General features: G+C 37.8%; 14 protein-coding genes and 2 other annotated features (1 of these 16 only partly in view). Of the genes, 3 read left to right on the top strand and 11 right to left on the bottom strand.

The window, feature by feature from the left end; all coding sequences use genetic code 11:
* Positions 1–55, bottom strand: a binding site (T-box leader) (it extends 188 nt beyond the left edge of the window).
* An 83-nt stretch (positions 56–138) separates the two neighbouring features.
* The 7 genes from ilvD to J2Z23_RS04085 all read right to left on the bottom strand — a co-directional run bounded on the left by ilvD (position 139) and on the right by J2Z23_RS04085 (position 7,682).
* Complete coding sequence (ilvD, locus tag J2Z23_RS04115) at positions 139–1,803, bottom strand: dihydroxy-acid dehydratase (protein ID WP_057988405.1); 1,665 nt, start codon at positions 1,801–1,803, stop codon at positions 139–141.
* Positions 1,804–1,880: 77 nt separating this feature from the next.
* A complete protein-coding gene (gene ilvE, locus J2Z23_RS04110; RefSeq protein WP_057988406.1) occupies positions 1,881–2,780 on the bottom strand; it encodes a branched-chain-amino-acid transaminase in 900 nt (299 codons plus the stop codon).
* 551 nt (positions 2,781–3,331) lie between these two features.
* The gene (locus J2Z23_RS04105) at positions 3,332–4,405 is read right to left on the bottom strand and encodes an ABC transporter substrate-binding protein (RefSeq protein WP_209973276.1); all 1,074 of its coding nucleotides are present in this window, start codon (positions 4,403–4,405) and stop codon (positions 3,332–3,334) included.
* The gene (locus tag J2Z23_RS04100; protein WP_057988408.1) at positions 4,402–5,208 is read right to left on the bottom strand and encodes an ABC transporter permease; all 807 of its coding nucleotides are present in this window, start codon (positions 5,206–5,208) and stop codon (positions 4,402–4,404) included. Before J2Z23_RS04100 ends, J2Z23_RS04105 begins: the two co-directional genes overlap by 4 nt.
* Complete coding sequence (locus tag J2Z23_RS04095; RefSeq protein WP_420798610.1) at positions 5,205–5,999, bottom strand: ABC transporter permease; 795 nt, start codon at positions 5,997–5,999, stop codon at positions 5,205–5,207. Before J2Z23_RS04095 ends, J2Z23_RS04100 begins: the two co-directional genes overlap by 4 nt.
* Before the next feature lie 4 nt (positions 6,000–6,003).
* Entirely contained in the window at positions 6,004–7,107 is a 1,104-nt protein-coding gene (locus J2Z23_RS04090) for an ABC transporter ATP-binding protein (RefSeq protein WP_057988412.1), read from the bottom strand.
* Between the two features lie 32 nt (positions 7,108–7,139).
* On the bottom strand, positions 7,140–7,682 hold the full coding sequence (locus J2Z23_RS04085) for a helix-turn-helix domain-containing protein (protein ID WP_057988414.1): 543 nt from the start codon (positions 7,680–7,682) through the stop codon (positions 7,140–7,142).
* A gap of 370 nt (positions 7,683–8,052) precedes the next feature.
* Between J2Z23_RS04085 and J2Z23_RS22530 the strand changes: the two genes are divergently transcribed.
* Positions 8,053–8,184, top strand: a complete 132-nt coding sequence (locus tag J2Z23_RS22530; RefSeq protein ID WP_274387254.1) for a hypothetical protein — start codon at positions 8,053–8,055, stop codon at positions 8,182–8,184.
* Between the two features lie 185 nt (positions 8,185–8,369).
* Here J2Z23_RS22530 and J2Z23_RS04080 read toward each other — a convergent pair whose 3' ends face one another.
* From J2Z23_RS04080 to J2Z23_RS04070, 3 genes are all read right to left on the bottom strand, one after another.
* Positions 8,370–9,560: a hypothetical protein gene (locus tag J2Z23_RS04080; protein ID WP_209973274.1), complete on the bottom strand. Its 1,191-nt coding sequence runs from the start codon at positions 9,558–9,560 to the stop codon at positions 8,370–8,372.
* Positions 9,561–9,985: 425 nt separating this feature from the next.
* Complete coding sequence (locus J2Z23_RS04075; RefSeq protein ID WP_057988418.1) at positions 9,986–11,980, bottom strand: ABC transporter ATP-binding protein; 1,995 nt, start codon at positions 11,978–11,980, stop codon at positions 9,986–9,988.
* Positions 11,977–13,737 (bottom strand): ABC transporter ATP-binding protein, encoded by a 1,761-nt coding sequence (locus J2Z23_RS04070; protein WP_057988420.1) that lies wholly within the window; start codon positions 13,735–13,737, stop codon positions 11,977–11,979. The genes J2Z23_RS04075 and J2Z23_RS04070 overlap by 4 nt, the downstream gene beginning before the upstream one ends.
* Positions 13,738–14,268: 531 nt before the next feature.
* Here J2Z23_RS04070 and J2Z23_RS04065 point away from each other — a divergent pair.
* Both J2Z23_RS04065 and J2Z23_RS04060 read left to right on the top strand, forming a co-directional pair.
* Positions 14,269–15,750: a peptide MFS transporter gene (locus J2Z23_RS04065; protein ID WP_057988422.1), complete on the top strand. Its 1,482-nt coding sequence runs from the start codon at positions 14,269–14,271 to the stop codon at positions 15,748–15,750.
* A 397-nt stretch (positions 15,751–16,147) separates the two neighbouring features.
* Positions 16,148–17,047 carry an LCP family protein gene (locus tag J2Z23_RS04060; RefSeq protein ID WP_057988424.1) on the top strand — a complete coding sequence of 300 codons (900 nt, stop codon included), beginning with the start codon at positions 16,148–16,150 and terminating at the stop codon, positions 17,045–17,047.
* A 153-nt stretch (positions 17,048–17,200) separates the two neighbouring features.
* Here J2Z23_RS04060 and trpE read toward each other — a convergent pair whose 3' ends face one another.
* A complete protein-coding gene (gene trpE / locus J2Z23_RS04055) occupies positions 17,201–18,592 on the bottom strand; it encodes an anthranilate synthase component I (protein WP_057988426.1) in 1,392 nt (463 codons plus the stop codon).
* 69 nt (positions 18,593–18,661) lie between these two features.
* Positions 18,662–18,932, bottom strand: a binding site (T-box leader).
* Positions 18,933–19,004 lie beyond the last annotated feature (72 nt).

Below are 19,004 nucleotides of genomic sequence, written 5' to 3'. Positions count from 1 at the left end.
CGACTCTCTGGTAATGCAGTGGGTCCATTCATTTTTACCTTTTCATTGCTTTGTGGTGATGTTCAAAGGAAGTTTAATCTTCTTCTGAACATACACTTGATATTTAAATGTAGTCTTTACACTTTCATCTGAATTATTCTATATTTTCATTACTCCGCCAGTGCTAGCAGAAGTAACTAGTTTAGAATATCGTGCCAAATATCCCGATTTTATCTTTGGTTCAAATGGCTTCAAGTTCGCTTGACGGTTAGCCAATGTTTCTTCATCCACATTCAACTGAATGGTACGGTTGGTAAGATCAATAACTATTTCATCGCCATCTTCCACTAAGGCTATCGGACCACCTTCAGCTGCTTCTGGAGAAATATGGCCGATTGAAATCCCTCTAGATGCTCCGGAAAATCTTCCATCTGTAATTAATGCTACGTCCTTATCCAAACCTCTTCCCGCTATTGCTGAAGTAGGTGATAGCATTTCCGGCATTCCTGGTCCACCCTTAGGGCCTTCATAACGGATGACGACCACATGCCCTGCCTTCACTGTACCATTATTAATTCCTTCTTGTGCATCATCTTGTGACTCATACACAACAGCTTTACCTGTAAAAGTTTTAATCGACGGATCGACAGCTCCCACTTTTATGACGCCTCCATTAGGAGCAATATTCCCGTATAAAATGGATAAGCCACCTACAGGGCTATATGGGTTTTCTTTTGGTCTTATGACTTTAGGATTCTTGATAACATGATCTTTCACATTTTCATAAACTGTTTTTCCGGTTACAGTCATTCTCTCTCTCTCAATTGCCCCAATTTCACATAATTCGCGAATAATCGCACTAATTCCGCCAGCATCATGTACATCTTGCATTGTATAATCAGAGGCTGGTGCGATCTTTGCTAAGTAAGGAACTCTTTCAGCTACTTTATTAATTCTGGATAGATCATAGTCTAAACCTGCCTCATGAGCAATCGCCAACGTATGAAGAACTGTATTGGTTGATCCACCCATAGCCATATCAAGTGCGAAACAGTCATCAATTGTTTGATCGGTGACTAAGTCACGCGGCTTCACATCGTCTTTTACCATTCGAATCAGATTCTTTGCCGCTTCTTTAATCAACCGATGACGTTCATTGGATGTCGCTACAATCGTTCCATTTCCTGGAACTGTGACACCAAGCATTTCCATCAAGGAGTTCATGGAATTAGCGGTAAACATTCCTGAACAAGATCCACAGGTAGGACATGCATTTTGTTCAATGTCGAGAAGCTTTTCCTCTGACATTTTTCCAGCATGGAAAGCTCCCACCCCTTCAAAAACAGATGTTAATGTTAGTGGTTCGCCTGTTGATGATGTTCCACCTTCCATTGGGCCACCTGATACAAAAATGGAAGGGACATTGGTTCTAAATGCAGCCATCAACATTCCTGGAGTGATCTTATCGCAGTTTGGAATATAAAATACTCCGTCAAACCAGTGAGCATTAATTACTGTCTCAGCTGCATCTGCAATAATTTCTCGACTTGGTAAGGAATAACGCATTCCAATATGCCCCATGGCAATACCATCATCTACACCAATCGTATTAAATTCAAACGGGACACCACCTGCTTCCCATATCGCTTCCTTTACGACTTCAGCAAAAGTATTTAAATGCTTATGCCCCGGAATAATATCAATATATGAATTACAAACACCTATAAAAGGCTTTTCTAAATCTTTTGTTTTTAGACCTGTAGCATATAATAGACTTCTATGCGGAGCTCGGTCAATCCCCTTCTTAATCATATCGCTTCTCATTGATTACAACTCCTGTTATGACAGTTTCATAGTCGAAATGAACAAATGCTCAAGTTCCATTCTGAGTAAAAACAAGTTTATCCAACATTTAACGACTCGTCATGAATTTTGACACCATCGGTTACCGTTAATTCGCGGAAACTTTCTGACAAATCAATTGTGACTGGTCCTGGTTTTCCATCACCAACTACACGACCATCTACTTTAGTAACAGGGATCACTTCTGCAGCCGTACCTGTTAAAAAGACTTCATCAGCAGTGTAAACTTCATGTCTAGTAAAAATGCCTTCTACCATTTCGTAACCTTTAGCTTGAGCTAATTCCATAATAGCATTTCTCGTAATTCCGACAAGTGCTCCTACATATCCAGGTGGAGTTTTTAACTTACCGTCTTTCACTATGAATATATTATCAGCCGATCCCTCTGCGACATGACCTTGATCATTTAACATAAGGGCTTCGGAAACACCAGCTAACGAGGCTTCAATTTTAACCAAAACATTATTTAAGTAATTGAGAGATTTTACCATCGGACTTAATGCATCAGATCTATTACGTCTTGTTGCAACTGTAATAATTTCAAGTCCGGTCTCATATAGCTCTTTAGGATAAATCCGTAGTGGTTCAGCAATGGCCAATACGGTTGGTTTCTCGCATGTATATGGATTTAATCCAAGATCCCCTACACCACGAGATACTACGAGGCGAATGTAGCCATCATTGAGCTTATTTTGGCGGAGTGTTTTTACAACAATGTTAGTCATTTCCTCTTTTGAATACGGAATGGTTAACATGATGGACTTCGCCGAGTCATACAAACGTGTCAAATGCTCATCTAAGCGGAATACATTTCCTGAATACGCCCGAATTCCTTCGAAGATTCCATCTCCATAAAGAAATCCATGATCATATACAGAAACAACGGCGTCTTCTTTTTTTACGAATTCTCCGTTGAGGAAGATCAATTGTTCACTCATTTTATTCGCCCCTCTCATCGGATATTTATTTTTCAGTTAGTTTTGATTTATTAAATTGTTCCTATGATACCGCGGTATTGGCGAAAGGTCAAGGGATTTTCAGAATGTTTTAGCTTTTGAAAACTCACCATTTTATTTTGAATCCGTTTTCAATACGATCATACCAACCATTGAAAAAAGTAAAACAATAAAAAGATTTTTCGACATTTTTTTAAAAGTATAAAATGATCGCGAGCGGGCCAATAAACACGCTAAGGCCGCTTTATTGAGAAAGGCTGTTGGAGACAAAATAAAATAGGGATTTCACTGTAATGTTCAACTTTGAGGGGAAACCATCAACGGATTAGTGGAGAGCAAAAGTAAAGCCTCAGGTTTAATAGGGAATCAAAGGCTAAATACGCGCCTTCCTGGCAGCAGGCTCAATCGCAACTTCCTGTTGTTGCTTTGTCTGCACTAGTACTTCCTTGCCTTTGTGAGTAATTTCCTATTAACCCGAGACTCCTCTAACCTAGTTATGGCCTTACGATTAAAGACCATTCTATTTCACTATTTCATTTTCGATGCATTTTAAACTCTAAGTATAAATCATTATAGTATGCGAGCATTTTTTTCCCTAAATTATCATAGACTTCTAACTTCTCCGTTAACTCGGGCTCTGGATAAAAGCGTTGATCGTTGACAACTTCTTCATCTAAATAATCCAATGCTTTTTGGTTAGGTGTAGAGTAGCCAACATAATCCGCATTCTGGGCGGCATTTTCGGGATCAAGCATAAAATTGATAAATTTATAAGCTCCTTCTATATTTTGGGCTGATTTAGGGATAACCATATTATCAAACCACAAATTGGACCCCTCTTCAGGCACTACATAATCAACATTTTCATTTTCCCACATAACATCAGCCGCTTCCCCAGACCAGGTCACACCAATAGCAGCTTCTTCATTTGCAAGTAAAAGTTTGATTTCATCACCAATGATTGCTTTCACATTAGGTGTGAGTTGATCAAGCTTTTGCTTAGCTTCTTTTAGATGCTCCTTATTCGTATCATTCAAAGAATAGCCAAGGCTATTTAACCCCATTCCAATCACTTCCCTTGCTCCATCAACAAGGAAGATTTGATTTTTATATTCAGGGTTCCATAAGTCCTCCCAGCTTGTTAATGTCTGACCATCTAACATTTTCGGATTATAAATAATTCCAAAGGTTCCCCAAAAATATGGAATGGAATACTCATTTTTCGGATCAAAGGATAAATCCAAAAAACGGGGATCAATATACTGCAAATTAGGGATTTTTTCATGATCAAGTGGTAGCAGCATTTCTTCTTCCTTCATCTTGCTAATCGCGTATTCCGACGGAACTGTCACATCATACGCTGTTCCCCCTTGGGAAATTTTCGTCATCATCGCCTCATTGGAATCGAAAGTTTGATAAATGACCTTCATTCCTGTTTCTTCTTCGAATTTATCAATCAATTCTGGATCAATATAATCTCCCCAGTTATAAACATTTAACGTATTGCCTCCTGTAAAACCTTGGGCTGAATTCAAATGTGAGGCTAGATACATCAGACCAAATGCAATGACGATCACAGGGACAAAAATACGCATGATTTGTTTCATGATTTTCTCACCCCTTGACCAGAAGGTTTAGCATTGCGTTGATTTACGAAGTAATAACCTAAAACAAGCACAAGCGTAATTAGAAATATTAGTGTAGACAACGCATTGATCTCTAAAGAAATCCCTTGTCGTGCCCGCGAATAAATTTCTACAGATAGTGTAGAGAAGCCGTTCCCTGTGACAAAAAAGGTCACAGCAAAATCATCTAGCGAATAGGTTAATGCCATAAAAAATCCGGCGAATACACCTGGTGTGATATAGGGCAAAATTACTTTTGATAACACATCCCAATTGGTTGCCCCCAAATCTTTCGCTGCGTCAATCAAACTTGTACTCATTTCTTGCAGTTTTGGCAAAACCATAATTACGACAATCGGTACACTAAAGGCAATATGAGAAAGCAAGACAGATGTAAAGCCAAGCTTAATCCCAATCATTGTAAACATAATCAGAAAGGAGGCACCAATGATGACATCCGGACTAACTATTAGCACATTATTTAAGGTTTGTAATGTCTGCTTTGTTTGCATCTTCCGCACATACATAATCGCAAGGGCTCCAAAAATACCGAGTATAGTCGAAATTGTAGCTGATAGGAGAGCAATGACTAAAGTATTTAAAGCTATAATAATTAATCTCGTGTCTTTAAAAACATTGAGGTAATATTCCCAAGTAAATCCTTCAAAGTTACGCATTGATCCTCCACTATTAAAGGAATAATACATGAGATAAAAAATTGGCGCATATAGAACAAAAAAGACAAGTACTAAATAAAGATTGGCTATTTTTGCTTTTCCTTTCACGCCAAATCACCCCGCTTCCGTTGGCCTGTCAGGATCATGATAATCGCCATCGCAATGATTAAAAAGACCGCGATTGTGGAGCCCATTCCCCAATCCTGTGTAACAAGAAAATGCTGTTCAATCGCCGTTCCTAATGTGATCACGCGATTTCCGGCGATTAATCTTGTAATCATAAATAAAGATAGAGACGGAATAAAAACAGCCTGACAACCAGATTTCACGCCCTTTAATGTCAGGGGAAAAATGACTCGTCTAAACGTCATCCAAGCGCTAGCCCCAAGATCGTTTGCCGCATAGATATAGGAGGGATTAAGCTTTTCCAATGCATTAAAAATCGGCAAAATCATAAAAGGAATAAAAATATAAACCGAAACAAAGATAAAGCTGAAATCGGTAAATAAAATTTGCCGTGAACCAATGCCGATCACATCCAATAGCTGGTTCGCCGGGCCATAAGCTCCAAATATCCCTAAAAAAGCATAAGCTTTTAATAATAAATTAATCCATGATGGCAGGATGATCAGTAGTAGCCATAATTGCCGATGTTTCGCTTTTGTTAATAGGTAAGCAGTTGGATAAGAAATAAGTAAGCAAAATAATGTAATTAGAAAGGCATACCAGAATGAACTAAGCGTCATTTTTAAGTAGACAGGTGTAAAGAACTTTTGGTAATTACTCAGGGTCACATTGCCCTCAATATCAAAAAAAGAGTAATATACGACTAATAAAATTGGTGTAACAACGAATAGAACAATCCAAAGAACATATGGAACCAAATAAATGTTACGCATTTTCTTACTCTGCATGGCGCACCTCGTCATATGCCTCTAAACGCTTATCAAATTCCTCTTCTGTTTCACCTAATCGCATAACATGGATAGCCTCCGGATCAAAGTAAAGCCCAATTTGATCACCTGGTTTCGCCTTTTTAGTGGAATGAACCAACCATTCATTCCCTTCCTGGTCATAGCAAACAATTTCATAATGAACCCCTCTGAAGAGCAAGGTATCGACTGTGACGCGGAATTTCCCCCGTTCCAAAGTTGTAATTTCTAAATCCTCAGGTCGAATCACAATTTCCACCGGTTCATTGGCATGAAACCCTTGGTCAACACACTCATATTGTTTCCCTGTAAACTCAACCAAAAAATCCTCAATCATCTTTCCAGAAACAATGTTCGACTCCCCAATAAAATCAGCTACAAAGCGATTGATTGGTTCATCATAAATATCTATCGGTGTTCCGCTTTGTTGGATCATTCCTTGATTCAAAACAAAGATCTCGTCTGACATTGCCAGTGCTTCTTCTTGATCATGGGTAACAAAAATAAAGGTAATCCCCAAACGTTGCTGTAACTCACGAAGCTCGTATTGCATCTCTGTCCGTAGTTTTAAGTCTAAGGCTGATAAAGGTTCATCTAATAAAATCACTTCAGGTTCATTAACAATCGCTCGGGCTATTGCGACACGTTGCCTTTGGCCACCTGACATTTCGGTGATTTCCCTGTTTTCATATCCTGCTAAATTGACAAATTTTAAAGCTTGTTTCACCTTTTCTTCAATAACATGATTTTTTAATTTTTTAATCCTTAATCCGAACGCTACATTTTCAAACACATTTAAGTGAGGAAAAAGCGCATAGTCTTGAAACACTGTGTTCACTTGGCGTTTGTTTGCTGGAATCCGATTAATTTTCTTGCCATTGAAGAAAATATTTCCCTTTGTTGGTTCAATAAACCCCGCGATTAAACGTAATATCGTTGTCTTCCCACAACCTGATGGGCCTAATAATGTGTAAAATTTCCCACGTTCCATTTCAAATGACACATCGTCTAAAATTAGATCATCATCGAAGTATTTTGAAACATTTTCAAAACGAATAATTGCTTGCTCTGTCACATTTGTTCCCTCCGTCTCTTCCGTTGGCCTACTTATAAATAAGACTCTGTTGCGACCAAAATTAATTCACTAAAACCTTTATGTACGTTACTAATTTGGTGTGTATCAGAAGCGTGGAAGTAAATTGATTCCCCTGCTTTAGCAAAATAAGTTCTCTTTCCAAGTGTAATCATGACCTCTCCTTTCAATACATAAGCGAAGGTCTCGGATAAAGATGGCTCGAATTCTTTAAACTCCCCTTTTTCACTTAATGTTAACCAAATTGGCTCCATTTCCATTTCATTGGATTCAGGAACAAGCCATGTTATTTCATACCCTTTTTCCTCATCTTTAAAATCAGTTTGAACTTCCTCCTCATACACAACCCGTTGTTCTCGTTCTTCCTCATCAAAAAATTGTTTCGGTGTACAGCCCAATACTTCTAAAATTACAAAAAAGGTTTCCATTGAAGGGGAACTTAAATCACGTTCAAGCTGAGAGATGTAACCTTTACTTAAATCAGTTCGCTCTCCCAACTCTTCTTGTGTTAACCCTTTTTTCAATCGCAATGTTTTAATTTTCTTACCGATTTCCATCTTTAAAAACCTCATTTTAGTTTAATGATAGTAAACATACACTCAATAAAGTTTACTTATATGAAACTTAAAGTTTACCACCAGATTATTATACATAAATCTCAGAATTGAGCAATAGGTTTTTTACGATTTAGTCCAAAATGGAGGAGAGTACTTTCAGCGAGAGTCGAAAAGATCGTAAGGATGTCGGGGCTTGGTTGTAAAGTTAATTAGAGTATGGAGGAAAAAGGTAAGGGTGTCGGCCTTACCTGTCTTCATAGCATTAGGGAGAGGAATCATATTAGTAGAGGATGGACGATTGCTCGATTAAGAGAATTGCAAATGGTAGAAGTAGATGTTCGAAGGTTTGCCATGAAGAGGTGGATATGGAATGAATCTATTAGATACTTTACAGACAATTGCACTCTCTGAAAAATATCGGAATATGTCAACAGGAGGGTTGGATGAGCGAGTTCAAAAAAGAAAGGAAAAAATGAGTGAATGGCTGCAGATATATTTATAATCACTATCACAAACGAATGAAGACAAAATCAAAAGACCTAAGTCCGGTAGAATACCGAACTTAGTCACCAACAGTCTCAAAATAATTGTTTAGCTTTCATATATTACTTTTATTTTTTGAAAGGAGGATGAATGGAAGGAATATACCTAGAATTAGAACTAGAAGATTCTTAGCCCATTACCTCTTTAAAACACATATTTACTAACCGATATTTTCCTACGATCTTTTCTTTGATATTCATATTTATCGATTATGAGGAATTCATTATTACCTAAATAATAATGTCCATATACATAGTCTTCTTCTGAATCATATGATACAGAATCGATTAACTCTAAATCGTTGTCGATGACAAAAATTTCTTCCTCATCTATTAGATAAAATGAATGATCATTGGCCGGATAGATTTCAGGGTTTCTCATATCTTCTTTTATAAATAAGGTTTTATCATCAGCACCATTATATAATGGTTCTCCACTTTCAATTTCAACCCTTTTTAATGCTTCATTGCTAAAGTCTTTAGAGAAGTAATGACCATTTTTAAAATCGATATACATGATGTCACTCGTTGAATCGGAAATATAATAGGGATCTTGTAAAATTGTATCCTTCACCGCTTGATTGCCATTCAAGGAAACGACATGATAAGATTCATTATCTTCCTCTTTATCAGGATACACATATACTGGACCCGCTGATGTGTTAATCACTTCGCCAAAGTCCCCAGCAAGATCATAATATGTATATGTCTTTTCATATACAACCTCTAGATCATACTCGCCTTTTTTACCCGCTAAAATATCAGTTATATCACAGGTTTCAACCGTAATAATCGCTTTCTCAAGATCTTCTTCTGTATTTGGCCTAAAATCAAATATTCGTACAAGAAGATTATCAACGATCATACTGCTGCTAGATAATTCCCCATCGACCTTTGCTAATTTTTCTAAAGTAGGTGAATAAATTGTACTTTCTGGGATAGCTTGATCATTCTCATCAAAAGTAAATACCTCAAAGTCAAACCCTGGCTTATTCGTGACGGAGCTATTAAAATAATATAACTTTTCGTCAGAGGATTTCGTAATAAGAGAGATGTTATCGACAGCTGGTGGCCCCCAGTCTTCCACATCATCTTCCGGATCATAATCAGATTCATATTCCAAAGCAGAGAACATTTTTTCTTCCTTGATAAAATCCGCAATTTCAGTATACGGTGTAAAACCTTTAATTATTTCAGTATTATTAGTTTCTGATTGCTCAGGCTGTTCAACATTTGCCTTTTCCCCTTCAATAGGAGAATTTACGCTATTATTTGTATTGCTACATGCAGTTAATAATATTATTCCTGCAACTAATATATAATATAATTTCTTCAATTTGTTATACCCCCATATTGATCAACGAATAATAGTTATTTATTAAATGGTTGGAAAGAACCTAGTGCTGCATTCACTAAGTTGAATCCACTAACGATAAATTGATTCGAAACATACCAAATCTTTATTTCTAGATAAAAATACCCGCGACATTATACACCTCCAGTTGCTATCCTACCATAATTATTTATCCAGAAGAGTTCTTAAGACCTAAATGGCTGGTTTTTGCAAAATATCCTTTCATAAACGGATATCGTATCCGATCTATGCTAAAAAGGCGAATCACAAAAACTTATTGATTTTGCATAATGACTAAGATCTTTCAATAAAACCGTAAATTTCAGATCTTAAAAACTGCATTTTATAAAAAAGAGCCGCCCGAAAAAGTCAGTTTATCGACCATTTCAGACAGCTCCATATCTTATCTATGCCCCTTGTTTATGCCCTTGCTGCAATTGATACATTTGATAATATTTACCTTTTCTCTTCATTAGTTCTTCATGATTCCCTCGCTCGACGATTGTTCCCCGGTCTAATACTAAAATTTGATCCGCCTTTTTAATCGTGGATAATCTGTGAGCAATCACAAAGGTTGTTCGGCCTTTCTTCAAGACATCCATTGCTTCTTGGATAATTGCTTCTGTTTCTGTATCAATATTAGAGGTCGCTTCATCCAAGATCAGAATGGCCGGGTCAAAAGCCAAAGCACGGGCAAAGGAGATTAATTGCCGTTGTCCAGAGGACAAAGTGCCCCCTTTTTCAGCCACTGGTTCATCAAGACCCTTTTTCAAGTTTTTCAATACCCGATCTGCCCCAACTGCTTCAAGTGCTGCTTCCACTTGCTCTCTGGAAATCCGTGGATCATTTAAACTGATATTTGAAGCAATCGTGCCGGTAAATAAATATGGATCTTGTAACACAATCCCCATATGTTCACGCAATGCTTGCTTAGACATTGACCGGATATTTTTACCATCAATCCGGATCTCTCCTTGCTGGCAATCATAAAAACGGAATAATATATTCATAATGGAGCTTTTTCCGGAACCTGTATGCCCGACAAGTGCGACCGTTTCTCCTTGTTTGGTTACAAAATCAATATCCTTTAATACATACTCTCCTTCTTGATATCCAAAATAGACATGGTCAAATGTCACATTTCCCGCAAAACGATCAACCTTCTCTTCCCTGACCTCTTCGCCTTTTTCATCGAGTAATTGAAAAACACGATTACCTGCCACTAGAGCCTGTTCTAGATTGGATAATTGGTTGACCATATTATTTACAGGATTAAATAAGCGATTAATGTAGTCGACATACGCATACAGCACCCCAACAGTTAAAGCAGAATGCACACTAAGAAAATCATGCCCAAAATACCAAATAAATCCGACAAATACAAAGTTCCGCAATACCCCGACAAGGTTATGACTGGAAAGGGCATCCAGTGATAACAGCTTGTTTTGATAACGAAAATGAACACCATTCATTTCATCAAACTCATCTCTCATTTTTCGCTCTCTTCGGAAAGCTTGGATAATCGGCATACCTTGGATTGATTCATTCATCATCGCGTTGATCTCACTAACCTTGGAACGAATAGCATGATTATATTTCGAAGCATATTTCCGATAAATTATCATCCATACATATAATAATGGTAAAAGCAGCAAACAAATCAACGCTAATTTCGCATCTAAAATAAACATCGCCGTATAAATGCCAATCATATAAATGATCCCGGTAAAGAAATTAGATAACACGGCCACATATAATTCTCGAATCACTTCCGTATCATTAGTAATGCGGGATACAACTTTTCCAGCTGGCAAATCATCAAAATATCGAATGGGTAGACGATGCATATGAGTAAATACATCATTTCTCATTTTTTGAATAATCCGGTTCGCAGCTTTTTGCAAAAGCAAAAATTGCCCATAAAATAATAAAGCCGCTACAATAAACAGAAGCATATATATGACAAGTAATTGAATAATCATAGGGATTTCTGGTTTATAAAATGCTAAAGTTTCATCAACTGAAAGTTTTTGCACTTGGTATTCATATATCTCGCCATTAATATCGACCTTCAATTGATCTCCTTGAACAGAACGGCTTCCATCCAAAGTGACTTCCTCTTCAACCCAGTAAAAATTTCTGCCAACTTGTAAAAGTGTTGCCGTTTGATCAGATGGGTCAGCTCCCTTGGTATAAAGTTTCCCTCCGAAGGAAACAGCTGATTCCTCCGCTGTCGTTTCCTGCCAATACGCCTCAATTCCTAAGATATGGTCATCAATCATTTTTTTGGCTACTAACGGTCCCAATACTTCTGCTCCCACCGAAACCGCGAGCAAAGCAAGTGCACCAATAATCACCCATTTGACATGTAAGGCGTATTGATATAATCGTTTCCCTGTCATGTTGCCTGCCCCCCCTCGCTCAAAGAATCTTCTAATTGTTGGCGATCATGCTGTTCCTTATACCAACCATTTTGCAGAAGTAAGTCTTGATGACGTCCTTCTTCGACAATCTCCCCCTCATCTAATACGATGATCCAATCTGCATGTTCGACTGAAGATAAGCGATGAGTCGTAATCAATGTTGTTTTCCCTTGTCTTTCCCGACGCATATTCTCAATGATATTCGCTTCTGTTTTTCCATCAACAGCTGAGAGTGAGTCATCTAAAATTAAGATTTCTGGATTTTTAATAAATGCTCGTGCAATTGAAATTCTTTGTTTTTGGCCTCCTGATAATGCAACTCCTTTTTCTCCTACAAGCGTTTCTAAACCAAGGGGGAGCATTTCTAAATCCTGTTCAAAATATGCCAATTGAATCGCCTTCTGTATCTCCTCTTCTGTTGCGGTTTCTTGACCGAATAATATATTTTCACGAATACTTCTCGAAAAGAGAATATGGTCCTGTGGTACGTAACCAATCCAGCCCCTTACCTGATCCTTTGTTTGTTCCGCCATATTCACTTTGGAGATTGAGATTGTTCCATCCCCGAGTGGATACTCCCTTAAAAATTGCTTAATAAAAGTTGTTTTCCCACTACCTGTCTTCCCCACAATTCCAATTGTGTCCCCACGGGTAATCGTTAGATTAACAGCTTTTAAATTTGCTGTTGTAGCTGTAGGGTATTGGAAGGTAACATCATCCAATTTAATTCCATCTGGTTGTTCTACTTTTTGTGGATTTTGTGGATCCTTTACATCCTCTTGATATTGCAAAATCTCTTCCACGCGATCTAATGAGGCATTACCTCTTTGCATAATATTAATTAATTCGCCAATTGCAAACATCGGCCATATCAACATCCCGAGATAGACATTGAAAGAAACAAGATGCCCTAAAGAAATTTCCTGTTGAAAAACAAGATATGTGCCATATGACAGTCCAATCACATAACTAAGCCCTGTTAAGATTTGTGTGGCTGGATGAAAAAAGGCTTCTATTTTAACAACACCGATATTTTTTTCGTAGACATCATTGGTCATCTTCTGAAATTCAGCCATACTTGCCTTTTCTTGAACATAAGCCCTTGTGACTCGCACTCCTGAAACAGATTCAAGTACGCGGTCATTCATATCACCAAAAGCTTTTTGTGCCTTTATAAACCGACCATGAATCTTCTTTCCCAATACAGTGATGATCAAGGCAAGCACTGGTAAGGGTAAAATCGCAGCGAATGTTAATTTCCAAGACACAAGGAAGCCCATTGTCAATAAAATCGTCAGCATATATAAGGTAGAATCAAACAATGTCAAAACCCCAAAACCGGCTGTTACGGAAATGGCTCGTAAATCATTCGTACCTCTCGCCATTAAATCACCCGTCCGGTTCTTTTCAAAAAAGGGCGGGGCCATTTTCAGTAAATGGTTCATCAAACGAGAACGCAAATTCTTTTCCAAAATAAATGCGCCACCAAAAAGCTGGTATTGCCAAATATACGTAATCGCATAATTGAGAATCGAGCCTCCAGCTAATATGACAATATAAAGTGATAATAATTGCCATGTTAATTGCGTTAAAATCATATGATCGATTGCTTCACCTAAAATAAACGGTGGAACTACTTCAAATATATTAGCGATGGTTAGTAATAAACCTGCGACCATATACCTCTTCCAATGTAATTTAAAAAACCAACCTAGTTTCCTTAAGACACTAAACATTTTCTCACCTCAAACAAAACTTTTATTTACGCAACACCCTATCTACGCTTAATCCTCCTTATAACCCCCATTCAGAATGACATCAGTCGCATCCGTACATCTAATACAACAAGTTCTCTCCCTTCAAAAACACAAAAAAGGCATAGTGCATCAACAAAAATGTATGCCACTATGCCTTCCATTTATGAGATACGAACACGAAGAATCATGCCCGCATGGATCTATTTTTTTGCTCTTCTTTACGCAAATAATGGGCAGGCTAATTCATTATGAAGTTGATAGAAGTTTGATAAAATTATTTTCATTTGAACTGCCTCCCTTTTCGCAAATTTTTGAATGTTTTTATACTAGCATGTGTTATTCACCAATGTCAACGCTTTTATGGAAAGTATTAGGTAAAATATTTGGTAAATAAATGAAAGACTATATTTTATTTTTCCACTTATTATAAAATAAACATTACATAGTTATTTTACACAGCTACTTTCGGATGTTATTATTTTAGTATTTAAACAAAGGGGACAAGCTACTATGGCAACTAAGAATTCACAAGAAATCCTTGAGAGTGTCCCACAAAAAGGCTTTTTTGGGCATCCTAAGGGTTTGTTTACATTATTTTTCACGGAATTTTGGGAGAGATTTTCATACTATGGTATGAGAGCCATCTTACTTTATTACATGTATTATGCCGTAACAGAGGGTGGACTAGGGCTGGATAAAAGCATGGCCGCTTCAATCATGGCGATTTACGGTTCTCTCGTTTATATGTCAGGGATTATCGGTGGCTGGATTGCTGACCGCTTATATGGAACAAAGAAAACTGTGTTTTACGGCGGAATATTAATTATGGCCGGCCATATTGCACTATCCTTTCCTGGGGGAGTCACAGCCTTATTTTTATCTATGGGCTTAATCGTCATCGGAACAGGATTGTTAAAGCCGAATGTATCGAATATTGTTGGTGATTTATACAGTAATGATGATCCTCGAAGGGATGCTGGTTTTAGTATTTTCTATATGGGGATTAACCTCGGTGGTTTACTTGCACCCTTTATTGTCGGAACACTCGGTCAAAAGTATAGTTTCCATCTCGGCTTTGGGGTAGCAGCTATCGGAATGCTAGCTGGACTGATTATTTTCTTAGCAACAAGAAAGAAAAATTTAGGTCTTGCAGGTTCTTATGTGCCAAATCCACTTTCACCTGAAGAAAAAAAGTCAGTATTTTTGAAAATTGGACTCAGTACGTTAGTCATCGTAATTGCCGGTGCCTTTCTTATTTCTAAAGGCATTTTAACGATTAATCGCTTTACAATGCTTGTAAGTGTTTTAGGGATCATTATCCCTGTGATCTACTTTTCGGTCATGTATTTTAGCAAGAAAACAACAAACGAGGAACAAAAGAATCTACTTGCCTATATTCCTTTGTTTATTGCCGCGATGATGTTTTGGGCGATTCAAGAACAAGGTTCCGTTATTTTGGCACAATATGCAGATGAACGAACAAGATTATCGTTTGCCGGCTTTTCGTTAGCATCATCTTGGTTTCAATCTTTAAATCCATTATTTATTGTTCTGTTAGCACCTGTATTTGCGGGATTATGGATGAAGCTAGGAAAACGCCAACCTTCTACACATCAAAAGTTTTCATTAGGCTTAGTACTTGCGGGAATTTCTTTCTTAGTAATGATTATCCCAGCTATTTACGGTGGCCCCGATACACTCGTCAGCCCATTATGGCTTGTGCTTAGCTTTTTCATCGTTGTACTTGGGGAATTATGTTTATCCCCGGTTGGACTCTCTGCGACAACAAAACTTGCACCAGCAGCATTCTCAGCACAAACGATGAGTCTTTGGTTCCTGTCGAATGCTTCAGCCCAGGCTATAAATGCGCAAGTTGTAAAATTGTATACACCGGAAACAGAGATTCTCTACTTTGGAATTATCGGTGCGATCGCCATTTTTCTTGGTGCTCTTCTGTTTCTCCTTTCATTTTTATACAAAAGAAAAGTTTAAAACAACGACTACCTTTTAAAGAAAGTAATTTCCTTTAAAAGGTAGTTTTTTCATGTATATAAACTGGGGAAATTTCCCAACAATCTTTTTACATAATTGGTGCCGTGAATTAAAGAATAATATAAAGTGAATTTCTATCCGACGGGAATTTTAAACCTGTTCTATTTTCTACAACTACGTCAGGTGACAATTCTGTTGGTCCGAACAAAGCAAGGCTTTTACCGCAAAGGGTGCCACTACTCTCTACAGAACCATTATAAGATTAGCAATACAGATGAAGCTCTTTGCTTCCCAGCGTTTAGCCCCCCGCTATGCTTTTTCGAATTTTCTAAAAAATCTTATGCAGAGGTACAGCCTGTTAACACTATATAAAAATGGTTGTCAGGAGTTGAAAAAAGTGAAAAAACGAATCTTATTTATCTTCATGATAACCTGCTTTCTTTTATTATTTGGGTGTCAAAGTATTAAGAAAGACCAATTCCAACTAGAAGGAAAGCAGGATGAGCTCGTTCATGAATCCACCAATTTTTTAGTACTTGGTGTTGATTCCCGAGGCGAGGAGAACTCTCGGACTGATACAATTATGCTCGTTAATTATCGACCCGAGGACCGAGTCTTAAAACTTATTTCAATTATGCGAGATTCGTATGTAAAAATCCCCGGCCACAAACATCTTTTTGATAAAATTAATAACGCCTATTTTTTAGGGGGAGAAGAACTTCTGAAAGAGACGATTCAAAATAATTTTGGTTTAGATGTAGATCATACAATTACTGTGGATTTTCAAGGATTTATAAGTGTGGTGGATACGCTTATTCCAGAAGGTATACAGGTTGATGTAGATCAAACAATAATTGATGATATGAATTTAGAAATGATGGCTGGTGAAAATACCTTACATGGAGAAGATTTGCTAAAGTATGTACGCTTCCGTCACGATGAACGAAGTGACTTTGGAAGGGTTGAACGACAACAAACAGTTTTATTAGATGTCATCGATAAAATGAATGAAAAGGTAAATTCCTTTGTCGGTATGACCAAAATTCCTCAGTTGGTTCATGACACAATCAAAAATGTAGAAACAGATTTGAGTCCCCAAGAAATTATTACTCTTAGTTCTATGGTCTTTTCACAACCGATTGAACAAATTGACACAATGCGTATTCCCGTTAAAGATGGGTTTACTAATCAAACCTATGATCATGCAGGTGCTGTATTAGAACTTAATTTCTTAAAAAATCAGGAAGCGATGCAAAAGTTTCTTAGTGAACCCACCCCTGTTAACGATGAGCCTTAATTGATTTACATTACCCTTGGTAGCGATAACAGTTGATCTAGTTTTTCACTGAAAGTCTCGATAATTTCCAACTTAGAATGGAGTCGGTCCGTTTGTGATGACCATGACATTGAACAAAGCAGGAAATGGTTCCCCATTCCTGCTTTGTTGTAATTAATAAGGTTTCGGGCTTAGTAAAGCCTGCGCTTTATTAATCGTCTCCATGTATTCCTTCGCCGGATCTGAATTTGCCACAATGCCCGCTCCTGCTTGTAGATAGGCGATTTGATCTTTGATGACTAGAGAACGAATAGCGATGGCAAAGTCTACATCTCCATTCACATTTACATAACCAATAGCTCCTGCATAGACTCCACGCTTTGTTTTTTCCAAGTCATTAATAATTTGCATAGCTCTTGGTTTAGGGTCCCCTGACACAGTGCCAGCTGGAAGGCAAGAGATTAAAGCATCAATCCCAGAAATATCGCTCTGCAACGTGCCTTCTACTTCAGAGACGATATGCATGACATGACGATAATACTCCAGCTTCATATAATCTTTGACTTCGATAGTATCTTTCAAACAAATAGCGGATAATTCTTGACGACTTAGATCGACAAGCATCCGATGTTCAGATAATTCCTTTTCATCGGCGAGTAGTTCCTGAGCCATACGCTGATCATCTGCTTCATTTTTTCCACGTCGCCTTGTGCCAGCAATCGGATTGGTTGTTACTGCTCCACCATTTGTTTTAATAAAGCTTTCTGGTGACGCACCAAGTACGACGTATTTCTCGAAATCAACATAGAACATATACGGGGATGGGTTTGAATTACGTAATACTCGGTAAAAATGGAAAGGGTCTTCCTCTACTTTTCCTGTCATTCTTTGTGATAAGACGATTTGCTGCACTTCTCCCTCTTGGATATATTTCTTTGCCTCTTCCACTTTACGCATAAACTCCTCTTTCTCCAACTTAGGCGCGAATTGAATCTTGCAATCTGATAGTGACTCATCCGCTTCTTTCCGAGAAATTTGCGTTTCTAAATGTGCCAGACGTACGTCTAATTCTTGCCCCGTAGTTGTACCATCATAATCTATGGATAATAAATAAATCGATTGCGCTAGATGGTCGAAGACGACTACATCTTCATAAATCATAAAATGAATGTCTGGCATTTCAATTTCATCTTCTAAAATTGGACCGATGGGGATATATTGACGAATTGCATCGTAACCAACATAGCCAATGGCTCCCCCATAAAAAGGAAATGGCACCTCTAAATCAAGCTTTGGCAAAGTTTCTTTTAAGGCTTCTAGAGGTTTTCCTGCCGTTTCTTGAAGTACCTTCCCGTCACTAGACAATAATTGCGAGATCTCCCCCTTCCCAATAAATTCAAAAATTGGGTTAACTCCAATAAAGGAATAGCGGCCTTGTTCATTGTGTTTAAAAGAACTTTCCAATAGAAACTTCTTCTTTCCCTCTAGTCTCAAAAAAATATTTATCGGTGTTAAAACGTCCCCATTTAATTTTTTCATTTTGAACTGTGCTTGTTTCGTTTGCATTTTCTCATTCTCCTTTCAATTTTAAAAAAATAAAAAGCCCCCAAACCAACAATCAAGTAAAATTGTTGGTTTGAGGGCGATCTTCACCGCGGTGCCACCTCAGTTGGAAAAGGGTCTCTTTTCCATCTTTTTCAGGTACAGGAGTTAGCCTCCTAAACCCTATCCATGTAACGACGGAATGTCGTGTTTTCCTACTTGCCCATTCATGGTAGTTCAAATGGGCGTTCAGAAAACCACTCGCAAGTCCATTCAGTAAAAGTCTTCGTATCGGGATCACACCATTCACCGATTCTCTGTAACGAAAATGCTTAAACCTACTCTTCTTGCTTCACGTTTTGCTTTATTCAATTAAACCCATTAAATATGGGTTAGGTCGATACTATTAGTGCAGGCGAAGCAACAGGATGTTGCA

This window comes from Lederbergia galactosidilytica (assembly GCF_017873565.1).
GTDB lineage: Bacteria > Bacillota > Bacilli > Bacillales > Bacillaceae_C > Lederbergia > Lederbergia galactosidilytica.
The sequence above is the reverse complement of the archived record's forward strand: the minus strand, read 5'-3'. Positions and strand labels throughout refer to the sequence as shown.